Annotated in this window: 24 protein-coding genes and 1 pseudogene; 12 read left to right on the plus strand and 13 right to left on the minus strand. The window is 61.5% G+C overall.

Features of this window, described 5'->3' with window-relative positions; all coding sequences use genetic code 11:
• Nucleotides 1-16 precede the first annotated feature (16 nt).
• The 6 genes from FHT75_RS04050 to msuE form a co-directional block, all read right to left on the minus strand.
• Nucleotides 17-1,360, minus strand: coding sequence for an ABC transporter substrate-binding protein (locus FHT75_RS04050; protein ID WP_063475144.1), 1,344 nt, complete (start codon nt 1,358-1,360; stop codon nt 17-19).
• Nucleotides 1,361-1,429: 69 nt separating this feature from the next.
• Nucleotides 1,430-2,476 carry a branched-chain amino acid ABC transporter permease gene (locus tag FHT75_RS04055; RefSeq protein WP_183844642.1) on the minus strand — a complete coding sequence of 349 codons (1,047 nt, stop codon included), beginning with the start codon at nt 2,474-2,476 and terminating at the stop codon, nt 1,430-1,432.
• A 3-nt stretch (nt 2,477-2,479) separates the two neighbouring features.
• Complete coding sequence (locus FHT75_RS04060; RefSeq protein WP_063475142.1) at nt 2,480-3,376, minus strand: branched-chain amino acid ABC transporter permease; 897 nt, start codon at nt 3,374-3,376, stop codon at nt 2,480-2,482.
• The gene (locus FHT75_RS04065) at nt 3,376-4,287 is read right to left on the minus strand and encodes an ABC transporter ATP-binding protein (RefSeq protein ID WP_063475141.1); all 912 of its coding nucleotides are present in this window, start codon (nt 4,285-4,287) and stop codon (nt 3,376-3,378) included. The genes FHT75_RS04060 and FHT75_RS04065 overlap by 1 nt, the downstream gene beginning before the upstream one ends.
• A 112-nt stretch (nt 4,288-4,399) precedes the next feature.
• Entirely contained in the window at nt 4,400-5,509 is a 1,110-nt protein-coding gene (gene sfnG, locus FHT75_RS04070) for a dimethylsulfone monooxygenase SfnG (protein ID WP_063475140.1), read from the minus strand.
• A 28-nt stretch (nt 5,510-5,537) separates the two neighbouring features.
• Nucleotides 5,538-6,122 (minus strand): FMN reductase, encoded by a 585-nt coding sequence (gene msuE / locus FHT75_RS04075; protein ID WP_097594250.1) that lies wholly within the window; start codon nt 6,120-6,122, stop codon nt 5,538-5,540.
• Between the two features lie 343 nt (nt 6,123-6,465).
• Here msuE and FHT75_RS04080 point away from each other — a divergent pair, with 343 nt between their 5' ends.
• The 7 genes from FHT75_RS04080 to FHT75_RS04110 all read left to right on the plus strand — a co-directional run bounded on the left by FHT75_RS04080 (nt 6,466) and on the right by FHT75_RS04110 (nt 15,800).
• Nucleotides 6,466-7,572, plus strand: a complete 1,107-nt coding sequence (locus FHT75_RS04080; protein ID WP_063475139.1) for a helix-turn-helix domain-containing protein — start codon at nt 6,466-6,468, stop codon at nt 7,570-7,572.
• An 86-nt stretch (nt 7,573-7,658) separates the two neighbouring features.
• A complete protein-coding gene (locus tag FHT75_RS04085; protein ID WP_244604778.1) occupies nt 7,659-8,858 on the plus strand; it encodes an efflux RND transporter periplasmic adaptor subunit in 1,200 nt (399 codons plus the stop codon).
• Nucleotides 8,855-9,559, plus strand: coding sequence for an ABC transporter ATP-binding protein (locus FHT75_RS04090; protein WP_047614052.1), 705 nt, complete (start codon nt 8,855-8,857; stop codon nt 9,557-9,559). The genes FHT75_RS04085 and FHT75_RS04090 overlap by 4 nt, the downstream gene beginning before the upstream one ends.
• Nucleotides 9,556-10,695 carry an ABC transporter permease gene (locus tag FHT75_RS04095; RefSeq protein WP_063475137.1) on the plus strand — a complete coding sequence of 380 codons (1,140 nt, stop codon included), beginning with the start codon at nt 9,556-9,558 and terminating at the stop codon, nt 10,693-10,695. The genes FHT75_RS04090 and FHT75_RS04095 overlap by 4 nt, the downstream gene beginning before the upstream one ends.
• A gap of 4 nt (nt 10,696-10,699) precedes the next feature.
• Nucleotides 10,700-11,914 carry an ABC transporter permease gene (locus FHT75_RS04100; protein ID WP_097594251.1) on the plus strand — a complete coding sequence of 405 codons (1,215 nt, stop codon included), beginning with the start codon at nt 10,700-10,702 and terminating at the stop codon, nt 11,912-11,914.
• Nucleotides 11,915-12,234: 320 nt separating this feature from the next.
• A complete protein-coding gene (locus tag FHT75_RS04105) occupies nt 12,235-13,722 on the plus strand; it encodes a right-handed parallel beta-helix repeat-containing protein (protein ID WP_047610548.1) in 1,488 nt (495 codons plus the stop codon).
• 596 nt (nt 13,723-14,318) lie between these two features.
• A complete protein-coding gene (locus FHT75_RS04110; protein WP_183844643.1) occupies nt 14,319-15,800 on the plus strand; it encodes a right-handed parallel beta-helix repeat-containing protein in 1,482 nt (493 codons plus the stop codon).
• Nucleotides 15,801-15,870: 70 nt separating this feature from the next.
• Here FHT75_RS04110 and FHT75_RS04115 read toward each other — a convergent pair whose 3' ends face one another.
• The 3 genes from FHT75_RS04115 to FHT75_RS04125 all read right to left on the minus strand — a co-directional run bounded on the left by FHT75_RS04115 (nt 15,871) and on the right by FHT75_RS04125 (nt 17,510).
• Nucleotides 15,871-16,152, minus strand: a complete 282-nt coding sequence (locus FHT75_RS04115) for a hypothetical protein (protein WP_047610543.1) — start codon at nt 16,150-16,152, stop codon at nt 15,871-15,873.
• Nucleotides 16,153-16,320: 168 nt separating this feature from the next.
• Nucleotides 16,321-16,965, minus strand: a complete 645-nt coding sequence (locus FHT75_RS04120; protein WP_047610542.1) for an NrsF family protein — start codon at nt 16,963-16,965, stop codon at nt 16,321-16,323.
• A complete protein-coding gene (locus FHT75_RS04125) occupies nt 16,962-17,510 on the minus strand; it encodes a sigma-70 family RNA polymerase sigma factor (protein WP_047610540.1) in 549 nt (182 codons plus the stop codon). Before FHT75_RS04125 ends, FHT75_RS04120 begins: the two co-directional genes overlap by 4 nt.
• Before the next feature lie 182 nt (nt 17,511-17,692).
• Here FHT75_RS04125 and FHT75_RS04130 point away from each other — a divergent pair, with 182 nt between their 5' ends.
• The 3 genes from FHT75_RS04130 to FHT75_RS04140 all read left to right on the plus strand — a co-directional run bounded on the left by FHT75_RS04130 (nt 17,693) and on the right by FHT75_RS04140 (nt 19,677).
• The gene (locus tag FHT75_RS04130; RefSeq protein ID WP_047610538.1) at nt 17,693-17,977 is read left to right on the plus strand and encodes a pentapeptide MXKDX repeat protein; all 285 of its coding nucleotides are present in this window, start codon (nt 17,693-17,695) and stop codon (nt 17,975-17,977) included.
• Between the two features lie 84 nt (nt 17,978-18,061).
• On the plus strand, nt 18,062-18,904 hold the full coding sequence (locus tag FHT75_RS04135; RefSeq protein WP_047614046.1) for a cytochrome b/b6 domain-containing protein: 843 nt from the start codon (nt 18,062-18,064) through the stop codon (nt 18,902-18,904).
• On the plus strand, nt 18,901-19,677 hold the full coding sequence (locus tag FHT75_RS04140; protein WP_028758922.1) for a molybdopterin-binding protein: 777 nt from the start codon (nt 18,901-18,903) through the stop codon (nt 19,675-19,677). The genes FHT75_RS04135 and FHT75_RS04140 overlap by 4 nt, the downstream gene beginning before the upstream one ends.
• A 7-nt stretch (nt 19,678-19,684) precedes the next feature.
• Here the strand turns inward: FHT75_RS04140 and FHT75_RS04145 are convergent, their stop codons facing one another.
• The 3 genes from FHT75_RS04145 to FHT75_RS04155 all read right to left on the minus strand — a co-directional run bounded on the left by FHT75_RS04145 (nt 19,685) and on the right by FHT75_RS04155 (nt 21,338).
• Nucleotides 19,685-19,822, minus strand: coding sequence for a hypothetical protein (locus tag FHT75_RS04145; protein WP_155295699.1), 138 nt, complete (start codon nt 19,820-19,822; stop codon nt 19,685-19,687).
• 22 nt (nt 19,823-19,844) lie between these two features.
• The gene (locus tag FHT75_RS04150; RefSeq protein ID WP_063475134.1) at nt 19,845-20,402 is read right to left on the minus strand and encodes a hypothetical protein; all 558 of its coding nucleotides are present in this window, start codon (nt 20,400-20,402) and stop codon (nt 19,845-19,847) included.
• A 159-nt stretch (nt 20,403-20,561) separates the two neighbouring features.
• Nucleotides 20,562-21,338: a protocatechuate 3,4-dioxygenase gene (locus FHT75_RS04155; protein WP_183844644.1), complete on the minus strand. Its 777-nt coding sequence runs from the start codon at nt 21,336-21,338 to the stop codon at nt 20,562-20,564.
• A 38-nt stretch (nt 21,339-21,376) separates the two neighbouring features.
• On the opposite strand from FHT75_RS04155, the gene FHT75_RS04160 reads away from it, so the two are divergent.
• A complete protein-coding gene (locus tag FHT75_RS04160; RefSeq protein WP_132572277.1) occupies nt 21,377-21,688 on the plus strand; it encodes a hypothetical protein in 312 nt (103 codons plus the stop codon).
• A gap of 50 nt (nt 21,689-21,738) precedes the next feature.
• Nucleotides 21,739-23,321 (plus strand): annotated as a pseudogene (locus FHT75_RS04165) (Na+/H+ antiporter).
• A gap of 100 nt (nt 23,322-23,421) precedes the next feature.
• Here the strand turns inward: FHT75_RS04165 and FHT75_RS04170 are convergent.
• On the minus strand, nt 23,422-25,323 hold the full coding sequence (locus FHT75_RS04170) for a potassium transporter Kup (protein ID WP_097542286.1): 1,902 nt from the start codon (nt 25,321-25,323) through the stop codon (nt 23,422-23,424).
• Between the last annotated feature and the right edge of the window lie 54 nt (nt 25,324-25,377).

Here is a 25,377-nt window from a genome sequence, read left to right on the forward strand (position 1 = left end):
GCCATCCCTCACATCGTCAGTTCGTGGTCACGGTGCCTTCGGCATCGGCCGCTGTGCGCAGCTTGATGCCCTTTTCCTTGGCGTAGGCTTCCGAGGATTTTTCGATGATCGGACGCAGCAGCTTCCAGTCCGGCGCGATCCAGTCGGAGACGACGTTCCACTTCTTGCCGTCCCATTGCTGGAAGGTCACATAGCCATCGCCTTCGTGGTTGTCCCAGGAGACGTTGATGGAGTGGAACAGGTCATTGGCGCCCAGTGCTGCGACCTTGGCCTCATCGAGCTTCAGGTGCTCGAAGCCCCAGCGCACTTCGTCGCCGGTCAGCGTACGCTTGCCGAATTTTTCCTGTGCGGTGCGGATCGCTTCGACATTCAGGATGCCATTGACGATGCCGAGGTTGTGGTAGACCGAGCCGATGCGCTTCTTATCTTCGAGATTACCCTTGCCTTGATCGTAGAGCGTCTTCACGATCTCCTGCAGGACAGGATACTGCTGGCCTGAAGCCTGGGTGGTGATCGCGGTATAGCCGACCGCCGCCTCGCCTGCGGGGATCACGTCTTCTTCCGAATTCGACCAGACATTGCCGACGATCTTGGAGGCGGGGAAGCCGACCTTGGCCGCGGTCTTCAACGCCACCGGGTTCATCACGCCCCAGCCGCGCAGGACGACGTAATCCGGCTTGGCACGACGGATCGTCAACCACTGCGACTGCTGCTCGTTGCCGGGATGCGGCACCTCGATTTGCTGAACCGTGAAGCCATACTTCTCGGCCAACAAGTCATAGATCGGAATGGTTTCCTTGCCATAGGGCGAGCCGTGATAGAGCACGACGATCTTCTTGCCCTTGAGCTTGTCGAGACCACCTTCCCTAGAGGCAAGGTAGTTCACGATACCCGACGTTTCCGAATAGGGGTTGAGAAGCAGCGGGAAGACGTAGGGGAAGACGCGCCCGTCGGTGGAGTCGGTACGGCCATGGTTCACGGTGATCAGCGGCACCTTGTCATTGGTGATGCGGTCGATCATGGCATAGGCGATGCCGACCGAAAGCGGGTTCCAGGCTGCCGCGTTCGGATGGCTTTTCTGGCGCTCGTAGCATTCGACGCCGCGCTCGACCTCATACTGGGTTTCGCATTCGTCCCAGGTGAGCTTGACGCCGTTCACGCCGCCGTCGCGGGTGTTGATCAGATTCAGGTAGTCGATGAAGCCACCAAAGAAACCGGTGCCGCCGGCGGCATAAGGCCCGACGCGATAGCTCTGCAGCGGGAAATATTGTTCATCGGCATGGGCCGGCGCCAAGCCGACCCCACCGATGATGGCGAGCGCTGCGACCGCCGCCTTGACTGTGGTTTTCAGATTTTTCATTGGACATACTCCCTCTGTTGACCGGCTATGCCGGTGTTCCAATGCGTTCAAAGATGATGATGTGGCAGCTCAGCCGAGGGGTTCTGGCGTGCTGGGCCTGAACCGTCCGGTCAGCCGCCTTCCGAGCGCCGCGAGCCCATCGGGTTCGAGGATCAGGAAGACGATGATGAGTGTGCCGATGACGATGCGCTGGCTCATGTCGAGCACGCCTGAATCGAACAGATCGCCGAGGAGGAACGATCCGACCCGCGACAGTACGACAGGAAAGACCACCATCAACGCCGCGCCCAGGAAGGCGCCGCGGATCGTCGCCAGCCCGCCGATGATGATGATGAACAGGATCTGGAACGAACGGTCGAGATTGAAGCCGGCCGGCTCCACTGTGCGCAGATAGGCAAAGGCCCAGAGCGCGCCAGCGATCCCGATGATGAAGGAGGAAAGCGCGAAGGCGAGCAGCTTGGTGCGCAGCACCGGCACGCCGATGATCCTGGCCGCCGTCTCATTGTCGCGAATGGCGATGAAGTTGCGTCCGGTCTGGGAGGATGCGATACGCCAGGCGAAGAAAGTCAGCACCGTGACGACGATCAGCGAGAAATAGTAGCGCCCAGTCGAACTGTCGAAATCGATGCCGGCGATAGTGAGTTTCGGCGCGTCGATCACGCCCGACGGATTGTCGTTTGAGAACCAGCCGAACTTGGTCAGTGCCCACTGCACGAAGAACTGTGCTGCAAGCGTGGAAACCGCGAGATAGAAGCCGCGCAGCCGCAGGCTTGGCAGGCCGAAGACGATGCCGACCGCAGCCGTAATACCGCCGGCGAGCGCGATGGAGACGAGAAGCGGCAGGCCTTCGACACGCAGATTGAAATTGAAGGAGGCAAAGGCGCCGACGGCCATGAAGGCAGCACTGCCGAGCGATACCTGCCCGGCATAGCCGGTGAGCAGGTTGAGGCCGACGCCGGCCAGCGACAATGCCAGGAACGGCAGCAGCAGCGCTTCGATGAGATAGCTCGAGCCGATGAAGGGCACGACGGCGAAGGCGATGATGAGGATGGCAAGCGGCGCGATCCAGCCTGGAAGTTTTGCCGAAACGACGGGTTGGGAGGTGATGGCAGCCATGGCTCAGACCCTTTCCACAAGCTTCTGGCCGAACAGGCCGGAGGGGCGGATGAGCAGGAAGACCAGCGCGATCGCATAGGCGAACCAGCCCTCTATGCCGCCGCCAAAATATTCGCCGATATAGACTTCGGCGAGCTTTTCCGAGGCGCCGATCAGCAGGCCGCCGATGATGGCGCCGGCGATAGAATCGAAACCGCCGAGCACCAGCACTGGCAGAGCCTTCAGCACCACGAGCGAGAGTGAGAATTGTACCCCGCTGCGCGCGCCCCAGAGAAGGCCTGCGACCAGTGCGACGAGGCCCGAGGTTGCCCAGACGGTGGCCCAGATGCGCGGCAGGCGAAGTCCGACGGCGAGTGCCGCAAACTGGTCGTCCGCCACCGCGCGGAAGGTCAGGCCGACCCGGGTATAGCGAAAGAAGAGCGTCAGTCCGATGACCATCAAGGCTGCGACGGCCGAGGCGAAGAGATCGAACTGCGAGATGAAGACTCCGTAAAATTCGAAAGGCACATCCTCGATACCAAGCTCCAGGGCATGGACCTGCGTGCCCCAGAGAAGCTGGGCAGCACCCTCGATGATGTAGGAAAGCCCGAGCGTCGCCATGAACAGCGTGATCGGCGGCTTGTTGACGAGCGGTCGGAGCACCGCGCGTTCGATGCCGATGCCCAGCAGCACCATGATGGCGAAGGTAAGGGCAAGCGCCAGATAGAAAGGCACTCCGCGCTCGACCAGCGAGACGAAGGTGAGGGCGGCAAACAGGAGCAGCGCCCCTTGCGCGAAATTCAAGACGCCCGAGGTCTTGTAGATCAGCACGAAACCGATCGCGACGAGCGAGTACATGACGCCGGAGAGCAGTCCGCCAGTCAGCACCTCGAGGAAGAAGAGATAGTCGAAGCTTTCCATTACGCGTCCGCCTCTTCCTGGTCCTCGCGGGTAACGCCAAGATAGGCGTCGATGACGGCTTGGTCGGCGCGCACTTCGGCCGGGGTGCCGTCGGCGATCTTGCGGCCGTAGTCGAGCACGGCGATCCGGTCTGAAAGCCCCATGACCACGCCGATATCGTGTTCGATGAGGATAATCGTCGTGCCGTAACCCTCCCGCGCGGCGCGGACGAAGCCTGCCATTTCCTGCTTTTCGGTGGCGGTCATGCCGGCCATCGGCTCGTCGAGCAGCAGGATCTGCGGATCGGGCACTAGCGCCCGGGCAAGTTCGACGCGCTTCTGCAGGCCATAGGGGAGCGAGCCGGCAAGCCGGTCATGCACATGGCCGAGATGCAGGAAGTCGATGACTTGCCGTGCCCGTTCACGCGCCTCGCGCTCCTCGCGGCGCGCGCGGGGCGAGCCGAGCGCCTGGCCGATGAAGGTCGAGCGGCGCTGGAATGTCAGGCCGGTCATGACGTTTTCGAGAACCGTCAGCCCTTTGAACAGTGCAAGATTCTGGAAGGTGCGGGCGATGCCGAGCCGCGCGGCTTTCTGCGCCGGCACCTGCGCATAGGTCTTGCCATTGAGGCTGACATGGCCGACATCCGGCCGGTATTGCCCTGAAATCACGTTGATCAGCGAACTCTTGCCGGCGCCGTTAGGGCCGATGATCGCGCGGATCTCGCCCGGCTGGACCGCAAGATCGACATTCGAGATCGCCGTGACGCCGCCGAAGGAGAGCGTGATGCCCGCGAGCGCCAATATGGGCGGGTGGCTCAGCGCATTGCTGTCGGCAGTCGCCACGCTACGGCTCGATTGACCGGACACCGGCAGCGGGGAATATTCCCTCACCGTAGAAGTCTCATCGAGTGCCGTGTAATGCGCATTCACCATCGTCTGCTCCGTTATGCGCAGAAATCCGCAGGCCCAGCCTGAAGACGCACGCCGCCATCCGGCTCCCCTGGAATGGGGAGCCGTTCGCTTTTTCAGTTTGTGAAGGAAGCCGTTATTCGGCGGCTTCCAGCCGCTGGTCTTCGATCGCTTCCAGTTCGCGGACGATCGGCAGGACGTGCTTGCCGAAATATTCCACCTCTTCCTGGAAATGCAGGAAGCCGAGCAGAATGAGGTCCGCGCCCGCCCGCTTGTGACCGATGATGCGTTCGGCCACCTGCTCCGGCGTGCCGATCAGGTTCGAACGGAAACCGTCGTTGTATTGCACCAGATCCTGGAAGGTTGATTTCGCCCAGTTGCCTTCGCGCTCCGGCGAGGAATTCCCGGCATTCTGAACCTCGTGGTGGAAACCCTTGACCGCCTCGGGAATGGCCTTGTCGAGGATCTCCTGGAGGACCTCCTGCGCTTCCTTCTCCGAGGAGCGGACGATGCCGAAAGCATTCATGCCGATCTTCGTGCGCCAGGTCTTGCCGAAAGCCTTTTCCTTGGTGCGGATGTCATCCACCTGGGCCTTCAGACCTTCCGGCGTGTTGCCGTTGGTGAAGTACCAGTCGGACACGCGGGCCGCCATGTCACGAGCCGCGCGCGAGGAACCGCCCTGGAATACCTGCGGAACGCCGCCGATCGGCTTCGGCTTCATCGAATAATCCGTGAAGCGATAGAAATCGCCGCGCAGGTTATAGACGTCTTCCGTCCAGATGCCGCGGATCGCACGGATGAACTCCTCGGAGCGACGATAGCGTTCGTCATGGTCCAGCCAGGGCTCGCCGATGGCGGCGAACTCGCCGCGGAACCAGCCGGAGACGATGTTGACGTCGACGCGGCCGTTGGTGAGGTGGCTGATGGTGGCGATCTGCTTGGCAAGCAGCGCCGGGTTCCACGGTCCGGGCAAGACGGCGGCAATGACGCGAAGCTTCTCGGTGGCTGCAAGAAGTGCGTGGGAAAAGGAGACCGACTCGTGCTGGTTGTCGGCGCCATATCCGGCCGTGAAGCGAATCTGGCTCAGGGCAAACTCAAAACCCGACTGTTCGGCGATCTGGGCGAGCTTGCGGTTGTAGTCGATACCCCAATCGGTGCGTTGTTCGACCGAACTGATAACCAGGCCGCCCGACACGTTCGGCACCCAGTAGGCAAATTTCAAGGGTTCTTTCTTCGATTGTGACATCGGTCTCTCCGTGCTTATTCGTAATTTGTCAGGCGCTTAGCCGCGATTGTTCTTCGGCGCGGGCTAAGGCGAGCGTCCTGGCGTGCGGAACGATCAGTTCCAGTTCCCGCACGGCCGCTCTGATCCGTTTCTGGATGTCTGAACTTGCAATGGCGTATGAGTCGAATTCGCTCTCAAGCGCGTAGACCGATGTTGGCAGCGGCAGCGCTTTGAAGAAGCTGAACAGGGGCCGGAGCTGATGGTCGATCATCAGGCCGTGCAACGGCGTTCCGCCCGTTGCGGCGAGGATCACCGGTTTGCCGACCAGCGCCTCATAGTGAACTAGGTCGAACAGGTGCTTGAACGCCCCGCTATATGAAGCGCGATAAACCGGGGAGCCGACGATGAGGACATCCGCGCGCTCAACCGTGCGCACGATCTCCGCGCCTTCCTCACCCAGTTGGTCAGCCCGCAAGGCTCGAAACAGCACCGGTGCAGACACAGCCAGGTCAATGTGCCGTCCAGGGATGCCAAGTTCAGACTCGATGCGCCGAAGGATGGACGCGACCAGCGCCGATGTGCGGGATGGCGCCTTTACATTTCCTGATATTCCGACGATGCGCAGTTCTTGCATGGGGATCCTCCAATGCATAAAACCTATAAATTAACTAGACTATTGGCAACGAGTGGGACATCCGATTTGACCGGCGATCGGAATATCAAATTCCAAAGAACATCCATTTTTAGAAATATTTTCATCTGCCTTCGCAGGCGCTGGCACGCGGAAAGCGGTCGCCGCAACACCCGCCGGGCGAATTCGGGCCTTCGGCCAGCTGTCCTTGCCTCGGTCCCTCACGAATCTCCCGTGGAGATTTTCGCGCGGAAGGAGTTAGTCGGAGAAGGTGCGCCTCAGAGCCTGATGGGCCGGTAATACATGCCGGTCATCAAAAATCCCACGCGAAAACAGGTTCTAAAACATGATGGAGGTCGCGCCTAGTGAGGATCTCGGCAATGATGGCATCTATTCGTCACTCCGATCCCACCAGGCCATGCTGTTCATTCCGCTTCCCTTCGTCGTTGCTCTTCTGCTGCTCGTCCTCTTCGTTACCGTGCTCAAGCGCGACGAGGAGGCGGCGCCGAACCGGCCATTTCTGGCACTGATCCTCCTGAGCGTCTTGCTGTCCATCCTCTCCGGCTTGCGCTGGGGCTACGGAGTGAAGGCGGTGGGTATGATCGCGCCTGTCATCGCGGCGATGGTGCCGCCGCTTGCCTATGCCGGAGTATCCAGGCTGGTGCGGACGAGCCGCCGGTCGCTGCCGCAGCGGATTGCGCTGCATGCCGCGCCGGCCGCCGTCATCCTCTTGTTGATCACCTTCCGGCGGGAGGCGATCGATATCGCGCTGGTGCTTGTTTTCATCGGGTATGCCTTGGCCATCCTGCTTCTGATGCGGCCGGGCGCGGATGCGCTTCGGCTTGCGCCCTTTGAGGGGGCGGTGCCGGCCTATCGGGCGATCATCTTCGCGGCGGTGGCGCTGTGCCTGTCGGCGGCAGTCGATATTTTCGTGTTTCTCGACTTCACTTGGGCACATGGCGAGCATGCGGTGACGCTAATCAGCGTCAGCAATCTCGCCGTCCTCGTCATCCTCGGCATTGCGGCGGCGGCGGCCAGCCGAAGCCGGGCGCCGGCCGAGACGGTGGAGACGGCATCGAAGTCCGAAACGACCGAGGACAAGGAGACCATCGCCACGGTCGATGCGCTGATGGAAGCAAGAAAACTCTATCGCGACGCCAATCTCAATCTCGACCGGCTGGCTCGCAAGGCGGGCATTCCCGCGCGCCAGATCTCGGCGGCGATCAACCGGGCGATGGACAAGAACGTTTCGCAATATGTCAATGATTACAGGATCGGCGATGCCTGCCGGCTGCTTGCCGGCACCGAGAAATCGGTGACCGAGGTGATGTTCGAGGTGGGCTTCCAGACGAAGTCCAACTTCAACCGCGAATTCCGCCGGGTTACGGATATGACACCGCTTGCCTGGCGGCAGAGGAAGGGTGGGGTGGGAGGCTCTCCGGCCTCGTCCTGAGATACGCCACGTACACAATCGCGATCGAGGACTGCCGGAAACGTGTTCGAGGTCGCGGTTTTGCAGCCGGCGACCATTCTGTCGGCATGAACACGACATCAGAACATGACCGAAACCTTGCCGCCAAGCTGAGATCGCTTTCGATCGAACCCGCGGCCTTCAAGACAGAGCCGCCGGAGCGTGAAGCCCGGCGGCGCGTGATGCCACTTGCTATGCTTGCGCTTGCCGCGACGGCATCGCTCGCGGTGGTTCTTTTCTCTCGGCCCGAGATGCTGCAGCGCATCGAAACGGTGCTTGCAGGCCTCGCGGTTCAGCGCGGGGCGACGACACCAATAGGCGGAACGCAAGGGCCTGCCGAGGGTGCCGCTGCCGAGCGGATGCGGGCTGTTGCTGATGCACCGGCGGTTCGGGCCTTGCCGGCCCGGGAGGTCACCGGCTCCGGCTATGTCGTGGCGCCCGATGCCGCGACCGTCTTTTCCAAATATGAAGGCCGGATCGTCACCGTCGAGGTCGAGGCGGGTGACAGGGTTGCCGCGGGGCAGGTGCTGGTGCGGCTCGACGATGCGGGCGCCCGCTTTGCGCTTCGGGGGGCCGAGATCGCCCGGCAGGCGGCGGCACTGGCGCTTGATGCAAAGAATATCGATCTCGCGCAGGCGCGGTCTTCCCTGACGCGCATCGAGCGGCTGGCCGGGCGCGATGCCATGTCGGCGCAGACGCTGGAGGAGGCGAGGACTGCTTTCGACACTGCCGAGAATGCTGCCCTGCAGGCACGGCAGAATGTGGCCAAGGCGGATCTCGATATCGACAGGGCGCGCGAGCAGGTGGAGGCGCTGACCGTCCGGGCGCCGATATCGGGCACCGTCACGCGGCTTACCGCGCATGCCGGCGACACCGTGCTGTCGCGCGAGGACAGCGTGCGGGAGAATGAAAGCCTGCTTGTGATTACCGACACGGCAAACATGGCCATTGATGCCGATGTGGCGGAGACCAACATCGCGCAGATGCGACCGGGCCTATCCGGTGAGGCGGTCCTCGACGGCTTTCCCGATCGGCCCTTTGCGGTCGTAGTGTCGAAGATCGCGCCCATGATTTCGCGGGAGAAGGGAACGGTGACGCTTCGCCTGTCGCTGTCTTCGTCGCCGCCGGGCATGCGCCCTGCGATGGCCGCGCGCATCCGCCTTGTGGTGGATGAGACAACAGCTTCCGGCTCACAGGCGGGCGGAGCTGCGACCGTTCGGCCACAGGCCGCGGATATCACAGATCATCAGCAAGGAGCAGAGCGATGAACGATACGCAAGAGCCCTATATCGCGCTTCGCGGCGTCCAGAAGGCATTCAGGATCGGTGCGGAGACGATCCCGATCTTTTCCGGGCTCGACCTTTCCATTGCGCGCGGCGATTTCGTCGCCGTCATGGGACCATCGGGCTCGGGGAAATCGACGCTGCTCAACATGTTGGGCGGCCTCGACAGCCCTGATGCCGGGGAGATCAGGATCGGCCGCAGTCATCTCGAACAGATGGGCGAGGGCGCCAGAGCCGCATGGCGGGCGCATGGCATGGGCATCGTCTTCCAGTTCTACAATCTGCTGCCGATGCTGAATGCGAGCGAGAATATCGAGCTGCCGCTGCTTTTGAAGCCGCTCGGGCGAAAGGAGCGGCGCGCCCGCGTCGAGACCGTCATGGATCTCGTCGGGCTTGCGGGCCGGCAGCGGCAGTTTCCGTCGAGCATGTCCGGCGGGCAGCAGCAGCGCGTCGGCATTGCGCGCGCCATCGTCGGTGATCCCGACCTTCTGCTCTGCGATGAACCGACCGGCGATCTCGACCGGAAATCGGCCAACGATATCCTGGAGATGCTGGGCTTTCTCAATCGTGAGCTTCAGAAGACGATCATCATGGTCACGCATGATCCCGAGGCCGCCGCCTTTGCCCGGCGCACGTTGCATCTCAACAAGGGCGAATTCGTCGAGCAGCAAGGGAGGGGCCAATGACTTTCTTCCAGCTCATGCGGCGCAATGCCTGGCGCAAGCGGCTGAGGGCGACACTGCTGATGTTCTCGGTCGGCGTCGCCTTCCTGATTTACGCCCTGACCGCCAGCTTCCTCGGCGGCAGCCAAGGGGCGGCGGGCGCCAGCGACAACCTGCTCGGCGTCTTCAACAAGTCGGGCCGCGGGTTGCCGCTGCCGCTCGCCTATCTCAACCGGATCGCTGCGGACGCTGATGTCGCCGCCGTTGCCTATACCGCGCGGATGCGCGGGTTCGTCGAGGTCGAGAAGAATATCGTGATGACCAGCGCGGTCGATCCGCGCGCGGTCGCCGCTGCCAATGGCGATGAGCTTGGACTGACGCCTGATCTGATCGAAGCACTCGAAGAGGGCCGTGACCGGGTGCTCGTCGGCAAAGCGTTGGCGGAGGCTCAGGGTTGGTCGGTCGGCCAGCGCATCGGCGTCACCAGCCAGCTGATGAGGGCCGACGGCAGCCGCGACTGGCGCTTCGTGATATCAGGCATCTTCGAGGGAGCTAATGCCAGCACCGACACCTATTTCATGCTGGCCCGTTACGACACGATCAATGAGGCCCGGGCGCGAGACAAGGATACGGTCGACACCTTCGTGGTGCGCCCGCGCGAGGGCGTATCATCCGGCGTGCTGGCGGCGCGGATCGATGCGCTGTTTGCCAATTCGGCGGCACAGACGCGGACGCAATCGGAAAAGCAGTTCCTCGAAGGCTTCCTGCGGCAGTTCGCCGATGTCGGCCTGATTGTCGGCCTCGTCGTCGGCGCGGCTTTCGTGACCATACTGATGATCACGGTGAACACCATGCTCTTTGCCGTGAGGGAACGCAGCTTCGAGATCGGCGTGATGAAGGTGCTGGGCTTTTCCCAAGGCCGGATCATGACGCTGGTGCTCGGCGAGACGCTGTTCATCTTTGCCGCCGGCGGCACGGGCGGGCTCCTTCTTGCCAAGCTTGCGACACTGTTGATCGGGCCTGAATTCGGCCTCGTCTTCAGTCTGTCGGTGCTGTCGAAATCCCTCGCCATCATTGCGGGTCTCGGCCTCCTGACTGGGCTGCTGCCCGCCTGGAACGCCATGCGCATGCCCATCGTCAATGCCTTCAGATCGAGATAGTCCAATGTCATCAGTGCTCAAGCAGACCTTTCTCATGATCAGAATCAACCTCGGCAGCCTGCCGCGGCGGCTCTGGATCTCGCTGTCGATGGTGCTCTCGGTCGCTCTCGTGGTGGCGGTGCTCGCAGGATTTCTCGCCATGGCGCGGGGATTTGAAGCCGCGCTTGCCGGCGCCGGCTCGCCTGGCATCGCCGTCATTCTCGGCGGCGGGACCAACCAGGAGATCGGCTCTGACGTACCTGCCGAGGCGATCCGCAGCCTTGCCGCCATGACCGGTGATATCGGCGTGGTGCGGGATGGCGCGGGCGGGCTGGCGCTGTCGCGCGAGATCGTCGTTCCCGTCGATGTCGTCAGGCAAGTCGACGGCGCGGAGCAGACGCTGTCGCTGAGAGGCATGGACCCGCTGGGTCCCGGCTTGCGCGATCGTGCGGCGCTTTCGCAGGGGCGGCTGTTTTCCCAGGGCGCCCGCGAAATCGTCGTCGGCGCCCGTATCGCCGACGAATTCTCCGGCTTTGCGGTCGGCGACAGGGTGCGGCTCGGCCCGGTCGAATGGACTGTCGTGGGGCATTTCACCTCCGGCGGCAGCGCCTTCGAATCCGAGATCTGGGCGGATCTGGAGGCTGTGCAATCGGCTTTCGACCGGCTGGGGCAGGTGCAGAGCCTGCGCGTGCGCCTCGACGGGCGGGGCGATCCCGCTCTTCCGCTGACGACGCTGCGCGCGCGCCTTTCTGCGGTTCCCGGCGCCCCACTTACCTCAGTCTCCGAAGCCGATCTCTATGCCGGGCAGGCGGAGCGCACCGAGAGCCTCATTCGCCTGTTCGGCTGGCCGATTGCGCTATTGATGGCGGTCGGTGCCACGGCTGGGGCGCTGAACACGATGATGAGTTCGGTTTCCGACCGCACCGTCGAGATCGCCACGCTGCGTATGATCGGCTTCGCCCGCGTGCCGGCCTTCGCTGCGACCTGGGTCGAGGCGGTGCTGCTGTCGTCGGTGGGCGCGGTCGTCGGCATCCTCGCCTCGCGGCTCGCCTTCGACGGCTGGCGGGCAAGCACGATGGGCGCCAACAATACCAAGATGGCCTTCCAGCTCGACGTTACCAGCGACGTCGTACTTACCGCGGGCCTGCTGGGACTTGCGATCGGGATTGTCGGCGGAGCCTTGCCGGCGCTGGCGGCGACGCGGCTGCCGTTGAGGGGGGCTTTGCAGGCGAGGGGGTGAGGAGCGAATACGCTGCGCGTAAGCGAAGCCACGAATCGCATGTTAAACAGCTTGAGCTAACATAAGTCCCGCGCAGCAGGTCCCCGATTTATTCGCCTCGAAGTCGTTGTTTTCCAGGCCGAAGTTGCAGCTTTCGGCCATCTATGCGGCGCCCAGGCCATTGCCTGTGGAATACGGCCCGTGAACCGGCCAGTTGCCCCATTGACAACATCTTATCGCCTTCTTGCCGTGGACGGTTGCCCCCGCCGCGCTCGATCGGCCGATCCCGGTCGATCTTCGTGGCGACTTAGCGATCCGACGAACAGGGCAACATTGGCGATATGACAATCTACTATGTGAACTCAGCGACTGGCTCCGACCGCAACAACGGAACGGGCCAGAACTCGGCTTTTGCGACTTTGTCCAAAGTGGAATCCTTGAAACTGAAACCGGGCGACAGCGTTCTTCTTGCCAAGGGGAGCGTGTTCAACGAGCAGTTTGATATCAAATATTCCGGCACCGAAAGCGCGCCGATCAAGATCGGCAGTTACGGGACGGGGGCAGCGCCCGTCATCCACAGCGGCGGCGACGGCATTCACAGTCTCTATGCCTCGAACATCGTCATCGAGAACCTCAAAATATCGAATACCGGGACCGCCGGCATTTATGGCGGCAGTGTCACGAACTGGACGGTCCGCAATGTCGAGATCGCCAAGACAGGCATGTCGGAAAATGCCGGCGCCGTCACCTTCCGGAGCAGCACGAACGTCACGGTCGAAGACAGCAAGATAACGGCCGTCAAGGGCGACGGCTTCTGGATCGAAAAGGTCGCCGGCGTCAAGCTTCTCGACAACACCGTGACCAGCGCGAACGGCTCGACCGCCGATGCCGTGCAGGTGAACGACAGCAGCAATATTCTGATCAAGGGCAACCATCTTGATCAGACGAACGCCGATAGCCCCAAGGGCGTGATCGCGCTGGTGCGGGCCACCGATGCCGTGGTCGAGGACAATGTGCTCACCGGCGGCGGCTTCGGCATCAGCGCGCCGGCCGGCAAGAATGTCGCAATTCGCGACAACGACATATCGGGATTTCACGGTTACAGTTGGTCCTTCGGCGTCGGCCTCGGCGATCAGGGCAATGCGCGGGATTATGATATTTCAGGCAACCACATTCATGACGGCGCATGGGGCGTTGCCATCAGCGACGCCAGCGGCACCAGCTATACCCGCACGAATATCAAGGTGCACGACAATGTCTTCGACGACCTCTCGCAGGCGGCGCTGAAGGTCGACAGGCCGGCTTCCGGCTCCTTCACCAACAATACGATCGAGACCGGCACCACGGCCACCGCCATATCGCCGTCCATCGTCGACGCGCACACCTTCACCGTCAGCAACAACCATACGGTCGCCAATGTCGAAACGGTGCTGGCGAGCCCGGTTGCCAAGACTGCCGCAGTCACGGAGGCGTCCGCGGATCCGGCGGTTGCCGCCGTCCATGACAATTTGAAGATCTTCAGCGATACGGGCGAGGCCCATCGCGGCAATCTTCTCGAAAACGACAGCTCTGACAACGACACCTTGGTTCTGCGCCGCTTCGGCGACGAAAGCGTCGGCAAACACGGCCTCACGCTGACCGGCGACTACGGCGTCATCCACGTGGACCGGGAAGGCAACTATGCCTACACGCTCGATGAAACGAAGCTTCCCGACCATGACGGCCATGTGAGCGAGTCCTTCAGCTACGGGATCAACGACGGAAACTCGCACCATACCGACGGCGATACGCTGACCGTCTACATCCATATGGATAACTTGCTGGGCTGAGGGTGCGAGGCTGCAATGACACAAGGAGAAATCCCGGAAAGTTTCCGGGATTTCATAAGCAGCCGTCAGCCCCCGTGCGGGGCGCGGACGCGTTTTTTCAAGCTCAACCGTAAGTTTTTGCCGGCTGTTCGTTGCCACGGGATCGGATTCAGGCAACGACGGAACGGGCACAACCTTCGCCGCAGCTGCAACCCGGTCGTGCATCGGCGGAGGCAGCGCCTTCCAGGATGCGGACCTCGTCCTTGCCCGCGGAACGTCGCGGTGTCTCATAATGAACCGCAGCTGCATTCAAATGCACCGGAAAGCCTGCAAAAGGGTGTTCACTGTCAGCGCCGGTGACCATTGGTCGCGAGCTGCGATACGGTTCATTCACCTTTCGGTCGTTGTTCTGTAGATTATTTTCTTATAAGTTGTAGTCTTTAATATACCGCCACCGCCAGGCGTTTCTCGGGACCAAGGCAGGCCGCCCACAGGGTCTGCCAACCGCCGTGAAGGCAATATGAAGGCCCTCTTGATGGCCTTTAACCCCGACCGCATCCGATCCACGCGTTGCAGCCGATGCAGACGGCTGCGCGGCAATTCGAGAACAAGGCGATATGGCAATCTATTATGTGAATCCAGCGATAGGCTCCAACGGCAACAATGGAACGAGCGTGGACACGCCGTTTGCATCGTTCTGGGCGGTGGAAAACTTGAAGCTGCAGCCGGGCGACAGCGTGCTGCTCGCCGCCGGAAGCGTGTTCAACGACCAACTCGACCTGAAATATTCCGGCACCGCTAGCGCCCCGATCACCATCGGCAGCTATGGGGTCGGCGACGCGCCGGTTATCCATAGCCCCGGCGACGGCATTCACAGCCTCTATGCGTCGAATATCGTCATCGAGAACCTCAAGATCTCCGAGACAGCAGGCGCGGCCATCTATGGCGGCTATGTTTCGAACTGGACCGTCCGCAATGTCGAGGTGGAAAATACCGGAAGCTCCACCAAGTCCGGCTCCGTCACGTTCAGGACCGGCTCGAACATCACCATCGAAAACAGCACGATCACCGGCGTGAACGGTGACGGCGTCTGGATCGAGAAGGTCAACGGCGTCAATTTTCTCAACAACACCGTCACCAACGCCCACGGCACCGCGGCAGATGCCGTACAGATGAACGACAGCAGCAATATCGTGATCAGCGGCAATTACCTCGACCAGACGGGCGCCGCGACGCCGAAGGGCGTCATTGCGCTCATCCGGCCGGTGAATGCCGTGGTCGAGGATAATACGCTGATTGGTGGCGGCTTCGGGATCAGCGCCCAAGCGGGCACGAATATCGCCATCCACGACAATGATATTTCAGGCTATGGCGGGTACAGCTGGTCCTATGCCATCGGTCTCGGGGACCAGGGCAATACGCGGGACTACGATATCTCAGGCAACTATATCCATGACGGCGTATGGGGCGTGGCGGTCAGCTCTGCCGGCACCACCAGTTACGTTCGCGAAGGTATCGAGATCTACGGCAATGTCTTCGACGACCTGTCGCAGGCGGCGCTGAAGGTCGACAGGCCTGCATCCGGCTCTTTTCATGACAATGTCATCGCCAGCGATGTCACGCCCTACAGCATATCCCCGGCCATCATCGCCGCGAACACCTTTCCGGTCAGCAACAACACGACGCTCGAAGAGGCCCAGCTTGCGATTCTTGATAGTCACGTTGCGGGAGATGCAACGCATGCGGACGCAACCCCGACGATCGTCGCAACCCATGACAGCCTGAAAATCTCGGCCGACGCGGACGCCCATCATGGCAATCTCCTCGAAAATGACAGCTCGGCCAATGGGATCCTGCTGCTTCGCCGCTTTGACGGCGAGTTGGTCAACAAGAACGGTCTGACGCTGACCGGCCAATACGGCACCATCCATGTCGACGATCATGGTGACTATAGCTACACGGTCGACGCGACGAAGCTTGCCGGGCTTAGCGGTGAGGTGAGCGAGACTTTTTACTATAAGATCTCCGACGGGGCCGCGCACCATTTCGACACGGATACGCTGAGCATCTCCGTCCATGTGGATGACTTGCTGAGCTGAGAGGAATGTGGGCAGCAAACGGCGCCTTGCCCGGTCCGAGGCGCGGCGATGGAGGAGGAGAGCGCATGTCTCAGCGGTCGCTGAACAGGATCCTGGTGACGTCGATTTCGATTTCCGCGCAGATGATCTCGTATTCGGTGACGATTGCGGGATCGGCGGAGATTTCCCTGCGCATGCGGTCAAGGACGGCGCAGGCCTCGCCATAGGCGCCGCACAATTCATAAAGATGGGGGCGGCTCGCCGCGGCTGCTCTGATGGTTGCCCGCGTCGCGGGCAGCCTCATCATCAGCCTGGCCAGCCCTTGTTCGGCGGCTTGCCGGGGAATGTGTGCTATGCCTTCTTTCCTGACCATGCCATCACCCCTCGCTGCCTTCGTTTGCCTGTCCTGAGGGGTAGTACGCAGGAATGCTGCATCTGGTTTCATGCCGGATGCAGGATTAGTGCGCGCCGCTCCGATTCCTTCACGGAAAAATTGGTTATTGCATCGTGGTATCGGGGCGCAAGAATCCGACAGCCGGTCCTACCAGCGCAGAAGGCGACGACTGAAGAGGGCGCCGATTGCGCCTGTTAACAGGATGCCGAGCGAATACCAGAGGACGACGAAGGGCAGGCCGTTTTCGGTGCAGAACCAGGAATAGACCCAGGCGCCGGATGCGCCTGCTGCAATGCCGGCGACGAAGCCTGTCATCCCAAGCTTGCTTGGTGCGGCGCCGCGTAGCACCCATGTATTGGCGATCAGGATGGGCATGGCAAAGGCAAGGATCAGCAGCGGGCAATGCAGGGCGGAGGAGCCGAGCACCAGCACGGGATAGCTTGATGCCGGCGACAAAGCGAGCTGGATGACCGCCATGGCGGCCAGAGCCAGCACGATTGCAGCGCCAATGCCGAAAAAGCGGCCTTCCGAGCCATCCGGCCGGGAGAGGCGGTAAACGGCGGCGAAGGCGGCGATTGCGAGCAGGGCATTATAGCCGGATTTGATCCAGAAAACCGGCAGCGTCAGCGCCTGCGTCATGTCTGTGCGAAGGCCGACGACAACAAGCATCAGCAGCAGCGAGACTGCCAAAGCAGGCAGGACGGCGAGCACGAAACGGCGTTCCAGCGCATGTCTCGGTACCGGCTTCAGATCTCTGACAAGGATGTCGATCACGTCCTCAGTTTCTCTCACGTCCCACCTCGCAATCTTGCCGCCAGCGCCTTGATGCCTCTGTGAACACCGACCTTGACCGCCGATTCCGACTGTCCGGTGCGGCTTGCCGTATCGGCCACCGACTGCCCTTCGAGCTTGACCTGACGGATCAGTTCCTGCTGGTGCTGCGGCAGGCCGTTCAACAGCCGCTCGACATCCATGCGCGCTGCAATCGCATCCTCCCTGAAGTCGCCTTCGATCTCCTCGTTAAGCTCCATTTCCGACTTGTAGCGACCGCCATGTTTTCGGTGATGGTCGATCAGCTTGTAGCGGGCAATCGAGAAGAACCACGCGGTAAACGGCCGCTCCCTGTCATAGGTCGCCCGGCGCGCATGCAGCGCCAGCAACGTCTCCTGCACGAGATCTTCCGTGTCGGACTTCGCCGCGGTGCCAATACGCCCGCCGTAGTAGCCGACGAGCAGGGGTCGCAACGTGCCGAGCAGACGCCGATAGGCAGCCTCGTCCCCGTCGAGGGACAGAAGCATCAGCATCTTCAGGGCTTGTTCCGAATGGGCGTTCGTCATGTCGTCTGCAATGTCATTCGCGTGGATGACGCTTTGGTTACAGGCGGATTCGAAAATCTCCTGACGGGCCAGCGCTATCACATAAGCGTGAGGCTGTAACTGCCTTCGCAAGAAGATCGAATTCAGCACTGTGAGCCGTCGGCGGGTGCCGCGGACACATCAATCGATCCGAGGAGACCCTCATGACCAAGATCCTTTCCACCCTTGCCGCCTGCACCTTCGTTATCGGCCTGTCGCTTGCCGGCGCCGCCAGCGCTCAAAGCAGCGATGCCATGAAGAAAGACAGCATGAAGACCGACGCGATGTCTAAGGACGCCATGTCGAAGGATACGATGTCGAAGGACGCGATGAAGCAGGACAACATGGCGACCGGCAGCACCAAGGCCGACTGCATGCACAATGCCGGCATGGAGAAGGACTCTATGAAGAAGGACACGATGATGAAGGCCTGCGACGCGATGAAGTAATAGTGGATCGCGGCCGCTGAAACTATTTTGCCCGCGGCCGCGTCTTTTCGAGAAGACCTTTCAAGTCGATCCGGAGGACCTACGATGGCCACGACCGATGCCGGCATGGCGAGCGGAGGAACGCTCTTCTACCGCCATGGCCTGCTGGTGCGCCTGTCGCACTGGGTAAACGTGCTGTGCATGACGGTGCTGCTGTTCAGCGGCCTGCAGATATTCAACGCCCACCCGGCGCTCTATTGGGGCCAGTATGGCGCTGATGACGATCCGTCCTTCATTTCCATGGAAGCGGAGCAGGAAGGCGATGCGTTGAAAGGGGTGACACGCCTGGGCGGATTGACCTTCGACACGACGGGCGTTCTCGGGGTTTCGAATGTCGACGGCGAGGCTTCTGTGCAAGGTTTTCCGAGCTGGCTGACCATGCCGAGCTACCGGGACCTGGCGACGGGCCGGCGCTGGCATTTCTTTTTTGCCTGGCTGTTCGTCATCAACGGCTTCATCTACCTCGCCTATGGCTTTATCAGCCGGCATTTCCGCCGCGATTTGTTGCCGGCGCCCCAGGAGCTGAAGCCTTCGCATCTCGGCCATGAGATCGTCAATCACGCCCGGCTGCGCTTTCCCAAGGGGCCTGAGGCACGCCACTACAACACGCTGCAGAAACTCGCCTATATCGCGGTGATCTTCGTGCTGCTGCCGCTGATGGTTGCAACCGGTCTAACCATGTCGCCGGGCTTCAATGCGGTCGCGCCCTGGCTGCTCGACCTGTTCGGTGGCCGGCAATCGGCGCGGACGCTGCATTTTCTGACTGCTTTCTCGCTTGTCGCCTTCGTCGCGGTGCATGTGGCGATGGTGCTGGTCTCGGGCGTGTTCAACAATCTGCGCTCGATGATCACCGGTTATTACGACATCGGCCAGGGAGGGAAATCATGAGCCGCATCATTACCAGACGCCGCTTCCTGATCGGCGCGACCATGACGGCGTCGGCGCTGGGGCTTGCCGGCTGCGATGCACTCGGCGAAAGCGATCGGACGAAATCGGTGCTCAAGATCGCCGAAGGCCTCAGCATGAAGACCCAGCGCTTCCTGCTTGGCGACGACGCGCTCGCCCGCGAGTTCACGGAAGCCGATATCTCGCCGACCTTTCGCGCCAACGGCACGAGCATGCCCGACAATGCTCGCTATATCGAGTGGATGAACCAGCGGTTTTCAAGCTGGCGGCTCGAGGTCGGCGGGCTGGTCGACAAGCCGATGCAACTGTCGCTGGCGGAGTTGAAAGCCCTGCCGGCCCGTACACAGATCACCCGGCACGACTGCGTCGAGGGTTGGAGCGCCATCGGCAAATGGACCGGCGTGCCGCTCGGCGCGCTGCTACAGGCAGCCGGTCTGAAACCCGAAGCCCGCTACATTGTGTTCCACTGCGCCGACGAATACGAAAAGACGCTCGACGGCAGCGGCTGGTATTACGAAAGCATCGATCTCGTCGACGCGTTTCATCCCCAGACCATCCTCGCCCACACCATGAACGGCCGCGATCTCGAAGTCGCCCACGGCGCGCCGCTCCGGCTCCGGGTCGAGCGCCAGCTCGGCTACAAGCAGGCAAAATACCTGACCGGCATCGAAGCCGTCGCCGATCTCGGCCAGCTTTACGGCGGCAATGGCGGCTTTTGGGAAGATCGCGGTTATGAATGGTATGCGGGTATATAGGTGGCGGTCATAACGCCCGTCCCAGTTCTATCAGATTAAGAGCGAAAGCGTCTGCCTCGCGCCGCCAGTGCTCGAAATGGCAGCCGACGCGCACGACGGCGGCATTGACGTTGCCGCCATCCAGGGGGATCTCGGGTTCCAGCAAGGTCGTCATCCCCTCAAAAGATTCATTTGGACCCTGAGTTCAATATCTGCCGAACAATATCTGCATCACTGTTGGTGCTTTCGAAAAAGAACGGAGCGGAACACGGCGCCCGCAGGACAGACAGGGAAGCCGGATCCGGGTCCGGAAGAATAGTGGCGGTGGCACCTCGAAGTGGCGGTAGCGGTGAGCCTGAACTGCGCAAGGCTATAAGGTAGGAGGTAGGCGGCATAGTCTCGCTGAATGCAGTGTTATCCCAGGTGACGGTGAGGGTATGAGGCGCCGTGCCACGCAGAACTTCCTCGACCGCTATCTCCAAGCGCGCATAGTCAGTCATAAAACTGTTCGCCTTCCCGAGAAGCTCCCGGACTTTGCCACTACTGTGGGCAAGGAATTCCTGATGTCGTTTCCTCGCCTCGGGGTCGAGAACCAACGTGTATTTCGTCACGCGACCAACGACCACGACGTCTGCATATGAAACATCGTGAAGGTCCATGGGGGCAATATCGATACAGGCACTGGTCGGCCCGGCTGCCAGCATGGCTCCGAGATTGAAGAGCGCAACAAACCCAAAGCCTCGCATCCTCATCCTCCATCGCTCAACACGCTGGTCTGAACCGGGGAAGCACAGATATCCCGATTGACGCGAAGATTTTGTATCTTGTCTTAGTGAAGTTGCAATACAGGCCCTCGCGGATGGCAATCTACAGCTCCGGCCATGCATTTCCGGCGTTACCTGCGTTCAGGCAGAGAGGCCGATCGTGATGGTGGCGGAGAGCACGCCGCCATCGAGCTTCTCGAAATCGAATATGTGATCGGCGGCGTCCTCAGGGATGATGCCGTCGTCGTCATTGCGCGTATCGCGGGCCGGGCGTCCAATATAGTCCGGATGCTCGCCATAGATGATGTCGCTCAGCGCATCGTCGAAATAGATCTGGCTGACGAGAAGCTCATTGCCGTCGACGAGGATTCGGCAATGAACATGGGGTGTGCGGCCCTGGTACCATCCGGGATAGGCCGTCAGGAAGCCTGCCTGCCCCTGTGCATCCGTCAGCTGGCGACCGCGAAAGGCGAGCCCGCTGATCGCCTCGGCATCGCCAAGTGTACACATCTTCGCAGCCTCGCGGCCGGAATAGATGCCGCGGTGATCCGTATGCCAGATTTCGATATCGGCATTCTCGACCGGCCGGCAATCGGCTGCATGGACGATCCGGACGGCCAACCGCAAGGGCAGTCCAGCCTTTCCTTCCGAGACGTCCTGACGGGCGGGAATATTGTTGACGTGGCAGGGGCCAAGAGTCTGAGCGACGGTGACGACGCAATTCGGACGGCTGCGGAAGAGCGGGACGGGCAGCTTTTCCAAGGCGACCGATTTGGTGCCGCCGCTCAGGAAATCCGTCCCCTTCCAGTCGAATGTCCTGGCGGCGACCGTGATATGCCGCCGGGGCCAGATCGCTACCGCCGCGACGGACGATGCAACGATCGCCGCACCTCCAAGCACAAGGGTCCGTCTCTTCATATATCGTCCTTTGCCTCAAGACTCAGGGTGTAAGGAGGATGCGCAGGAAATTCCAATTAAATCCCGGCAATGATCGACGGCAAGCGATCATCGACATCAAATGCCTGCCGTGCAGGGCAAACCTTGCCAATGTGGCCGTCAACTCCGGTGACGCCAGGGGTCACGTCTATGTCTCGATCGCGTGGTTGACCGGCTCGGGCTATGCCGACAAGCTTTATGGCAGTACCGACTCCAACCAGCTATGGCACAAGGTGGACATTATCGCCGGTCGCCTCTGGGGCGAAGCGGTTTTCCCGGTTCGGCGGCTTTACAGCGCGGTGCGTCTTTTCAGACGCGCGAGGTCGCTGTAACTCTTTGCGTCAGGCATCCGACATCCGTTGCTGAGCAGGGGCAGAGGCAGATGGAACCAACCCACTTATTCGAGCTCGTTATCGTGATGTTTCTCGCGATCATCGCGCTGCACTATGCCGCCCACAGGCTCGGGCTGCCGCCGTCCGTCGCGCTGTTGACCGGTGGCGCCTTGCTGGCCTTTGCGCCGGGACTGCCGGCGATATCAGTCGACCCCGGACTGGTTCTGGTCATCTTCCTGCGCCGCTGTTGATGGACGGCGCCTGGTCGATCGCGCTCGCGCGGTTGCGGCGTCATGTGATCGGCATCGCTTCACTTGCCGTCGGTGCGGTGCTCTTCACCTGTGCCGTCGTCGCCGTTGTCGCCCATCTCCTCTTTCCCTCACTTCCCTGGGCTGCCTGCGCGGCACTCGGCGCGATCGTCGCGCCGCCGGACGCGGTTTCGGCGCGCGCCGTACTGGAGCGCGTCAGGCTGCCGCGGCGGCTTCAGATTCTGCTCGAAGGCGAGAGCTTGCTCAACGATGCGAGTGGCCTGGTTCTTTTCCGTTTTGCCGTTGCCGCCGCTGCAACCGGAGCCTTCAGCACGGGGGAGGTGATCGGCAATTTCTTCGTGCTGGCGCTCGGCGGCGCCATCGTCGGCATCGTTGTGGGAACGGCGTGGTTCAAACTCGTCCGGCGTCTCGGCGACGAATATCTCATCATTGCAGCCTCGGTGCTGCTCGGCTGGATTGCCTATCTGCTCGGAGAGCAGCTGCATGTTTCCGGCGTCATCGCCACCGTTACGGCGGGGCTGATCATGAGCTGGCACCAGCACACAGTGCTTTCAGCCGCAATGCGCATGCGCGGCACCTCGTTCTGGACGGTGATGATCTTCCTGATGGAAGCTGCGGTGTTCATCTTGATCGGGCTGTCGCTCAGGGATGTCGTCGAACGCGGCGGCGGTTTTACCACTGTGATCGCGACAATGGGACTGCCGATGCTGGCGATCCTCGTCACGCTCGTGATCGCGCGTTTTGCCTGGGTCTTCGCCTCCGATTTCGTTCTCAGGTTCTGTGCTGTCCTGGGGTTCACGCGCGCCCGACCGCTCGGCGCCGGTGGTGCGACGGTTCTGAGCTGGGCGGGCGTGCGCGGGGTGGTCACGCTTGCCCTGGCGCTGAGCCTGCCCGAAGGGTTCGCAGGTCGTGACTTCATCCTCGTCACATCGTTCGCCGTCATTCTCGGAACCGTGCTCATACAGGGCACGACATTGGGGCGAGTGATCGCCTGGGCGCGGCTGGTGGAGCCGGATTCGGAAAGAGCGCGCCTGACGATGAGCCAGGCCGAAGCCGCCATGGCCCAGGCGCAGTTCGGGACCGTCCAGAGCCTGGCATATGACGCCGAGGGGAAACTCATCCATCCGCAATTGCTGGAGCGCTACCAGCGCCGGGCGACGTCGATCGTCGACTATGCCGAGAGAACCGAGCATTACATACCGGTGCTGCATGCGCATTTCGACGTCATTCTCGAAGCGGTTGCAACGGGACGCCGGGAACTCATCCGCCTCCATCGCGCCGGCGAAATCGATGACGAGACGTTGCGGGAGCTGGAACGGGATCTCGATCTGGAGGAATTGAGCGCGATCTCGGCCAAGGCATGATTTCGCGCCTCATGCCGTGACGCTTGCGACGGGAGCCACTCTTGCCTCGCTTCCATCTCTCCTGTCCCAGTCGCGACTCCCCGGCCTTCGGCATCATGTTCTAAATGGCAATCTGCTCACCGAGTTCGACGACGCGGTTTGACGGCAGGTTGAAATAGTCGGAGGGGTCGATCGCCAAGCCCTCCAGCGCCATGAATATGCGCTCCTGCCAAGCGGGCAGCCCGGTGTTCGGCGTTCTGACGAGGTTCCTGCGGCCGAGATAGAAGGAGGTCTTCATGATTTCGAACTTGAAGCCGCCCTCGCGGCAGAGCGCCAGTGCCCGGGTAACGTCGGGGTCGTCCATGAAGCCGAAGGTGATATCGAGACGTACGAAGCGTGGCGAGAGCTGGCTGAGCTTGATGCGCCTGCTGTCGGGGACGTAAGGTTCGTCTTCGGTCCAGACGGTCAGGATAACGTTCTGTTCATGGAGCACGTGGTTGTGCTTGAGATTGTGGAGCAGAACATTCGGCGTGCGATCCGGGACGCTGGTCAGGAAGACGGCCGTTCCTGGAACGGTGACCGGCGAATGGTCCGACTTTCGCTCGATCGACCGGATGAAGGAATCGAGCGGGATCTCGTTGTTGGCCCGCAGTCGCTTCAGATAGGCCTGTCCTCGGGTCCATGTCCACATCAGGATCATGATCGCCAGCGCAAGGGCGACCGGAACCCAGCCGCCATCATGGATCTTCAGCAGGTTGGCCGCCAGGAACATGACTTCGATGAAGAAGAGCGGCAGCAGCAGGAGGGCGGCAACCACGAGGGAGTAGCCCCAGACGGCCCGAAGGAACTGGAAGACCAGCATGGTCGAGATGACCATGGTTCCGGTCACCGAGATGCCATAGGCCGTCGCCAGCGACTCGGAATCGCCGAAGGAAAAGATCAGCATCAAGACGCCGACCAGCAGGAGAAGATTGACGCTCGGCACGTAGATCTGGCCGGTGTTGGTCTCCGATGTGAACTTGATGCGCAGCCTCGGCAGGAAGCCGAGGTGAACCGCCGAGCGGGCCAGTGAAAATGCGCCCGTTATCACCGCTTGGCTGGCGATGATCGTTGCCATCGTTGCCAGCAGAACCACCGGCAGCAAGGCCCAATCGGGATACATCAGAAAGAACGGATTGGTGGCTGCGTGGGGATGGGAGAGAACCAGCGCGCCCTGGCCGAGATAGTTCAAGAGCAATGCCGGAAAGACGAGCACGAACCACGCCATCTGGATCGGGCGGCGCCCGAAATGCCCGAGATCAGCATAGAGCGCCTCGGCGCCCGTCACCGTCAGAAAGACGGCGCCAAGCACAATGAGGCCGACGGTGCCGGCATGGGCGAGGAACGACAGCGCGTTGATCGGATTGAGCGCTTCGAGAATCCTCCAGTCGTCGCCGATATGGATCAGGCCGCCCGCTGCCATGGCCAGAAACCACAAGACCGTGATCGGCCCGAAAAACATCGAGACGGCGGCCGTTCCCCGGGACTGGACGGCAAAGAGAACGATCATGATCGCAGCCGACGCGAGCGGGACGTATTCGGCAAAGGCCGGCGTGACCAGCTTCAGGCCTTCGAGCGCCGACATGACGGACAGGGCCGGCGTGATCATCGCATCGCCGATGAAGAGCGCCGCTCCGATCAGGCCTGCGAAGAAGAGCACCGGCACGTTTCGCCCCATCTTCTTCATCAGCAGGGCGAGAAGCGAAAGCGTGCCGCCTTCACCGTCATTGTCCGCCCTGAGAAGGAAGAGCACATATTTGAAGGTCACGATGACCGTCAGCGTCCAGATCATCAGCGAAATGAGACCGATGACCTCGGCCTCGTGTACGCCATCGGCGGCAAAAGGCCTCAGCGCCTCACGAAGGGCATAGAGCGGGCTGGTACCGATATCGCCATAGACGACGCCGATCGCGCCGACGACCAGTCCGGCAAAGCCCTTCCGGCCGGCACCTTCACCCGTATTGTCTATATGCGTCGACGCCATGGTTCCCCGCTTATGCCCCTTGCCTATGAACACAAACATATGCCGCATTGCAGA

The organism is Rhizobium sp. BK112 (assembly GCF_014193215.1).
GTDB classification, from domain to species: domain Bacteria; phylum Pseudomonadota; class Alphaproteobacteria; order Rhizobiales; family Rhizobiaceae; genus Rhizobium; species Rhizobium anhuiense.

Excerpts from the sequence above, each read along its gene's own strand:
- FHT75_RS04050 (WP_063475144.1), bottom strand. The coding sequence starts at position 1,360 with ATGAAAAATCTGAAAACCACAGTCAAGGCGGCGGTCGCAGCGCTCGCC.
- FHT75_RS04055 (WP_183844642.1), bottom strand. The coding sequence starts at position 2,476 with ATGGCTGCCATCACCTCCCAACCCGTCGTTTCGGCAAAACTTCCAGGC.
- FHT75_RS04060 (WP_063475142.1), bottom strand. The coding sequence starts at position 3,376 with ATGGAAAGCTTCGACTATCTCTTCTTCCTCGAGGTGCTGACTGGCGGA.
- FHT75_RS04065 (WP_063475141.1), bottom strand. The coding sequence starts at position 4,287 with ATGGTGAATGCGCATTACACGGCACTCGATGAGACTTCTACGGTGAGG.
- sfnG (WP_063475140.1), bottom strand. The coding sequence starts at position 5,509 with ATGTCACAATCGAAGAAAGAACCCTTGAAATTTGCCTACTGGGTGCCG.
- msuE (WP_097594250.1), bottom strand. The coding sequence starts at position 6,122 with ATGCAAGAACTGCGCATCGTCGGAATATCAGGAAATGTAAAGGCGCCA.
- FHT75_RS04080 (WP_063475139.1), top strand. The coding sequence starts at position 6,466 with ATGATGGAGGTCGCGCCTAGTGAGGATCTCGGCAATGATGGCATCTAT.
- FHT75_RS04085 (WP_244604778.1), top strand. The coding sequence starts at position 7,659 with ATGAACACGACATCAGAACATGACCGAAACCTTGCCGCCAAGCTGAGA.
- FHT75_RS04090 (WP_047614052.1), top strand. The coding sequence starts at position 8,855 with ATGAACGATACGCAAGAGCCCTATATCGCGCTTCGCGGCGTCCAGAAG.
- FHT75_RS04095 (WP_063475137.1), top strand. The coding sequence starts at position 9,556 with ATGACTTTCTTCCAGCTCATGCGGCGCAATGCCTGGCGCAAGCGGCTG.
- FHT75_RS04100 (WP_097594251.1), top strand. The coding sequence starts at position 10,700 with ATGTCATCAGTGCTCAAGCAGACCTTTCTCATGATCAGAATCAACCTC.
- FHT75_RS04105 (WP_047610548.1), top strand. The coding sequence starts at position 12,235 with ATGACAATCTACTATGTGAACTCAGCGACTGGCTCCGACCGCAACAAC.
- FHT75_RS04110 (WP_183844643.1), top strand. The coding sequence starts at position 14,319 with ATGGCAATCTATTATGTGAATCCAGCGATAGGCTCCAACGGCAACAAT.
- FHT75_RS04115 (WP_047610543.1), bottom strand. The coding sequence starts at position 16,152 with ATGGTCAGGAAAGAAGGCATAGCACACATTCCCCGGCAAGCCGCCGAA.
- FHT75_RS04125 (WP_047610540.1), bottom strand. The coding sequence starts at position 17,510 with ATGACGAACGCCCATTCGGAACAAGCCCTGAAGATGCTGATGCTTCTG.
- FHT75_RS04130 (WP_047610538.1), top strand. The coding sequence starts at position 17,693 with ATGACCAAGATCCTTTCCACCCTTGCCGCCTGCACCTTCGTTATCGGC.
- FHT75_RS04135 (WP_047614046.1), top strand. The coding sequence starts at position 18,062 with ATGGCCACGACCGATGCCGGCATGGCGAGCGGAGGAACGCTCTTCTAC.
- FHT75_RS04140 (WP_028758922.1), top strand. The coding sequence starts at position 18,901 with ATGAGCCGCATCATTACCAGACGCCGCTTCCTGATCGGCGCGACCATG.
- FHT75_RS04150 (WP_063475134.1), bottom strand. The coding sequence starts at position 20,402 with ATGCGAGGCTTTGGGTTTGTTGCGCTCTTCAATCTCGGAGCCATGCTG.
- FHT75_RS04155 (WP_183844644.1), bottom strand. The coding sequence starts at position 21,338 with ATGAAGAGACGGACCCTTGTGCTTGGAGGTGCGGCGATCGTTGCATCG.
- FHT75_RS04160 (WP_132572277.1), top strand. The coding sequence starts at position 21,377 with ATGCGCAGGAAATTCCAATTAAATCCCGGCAATGATCGACGGCAAGCG.
- FHT75_RS04170 (WP_097542286.1), bottom strand. The coding sequence starts at position 25,323 with ATGGCGTCGACGCATATAGACAATACGGGTGAAGGTGCCGGCCGGAAG.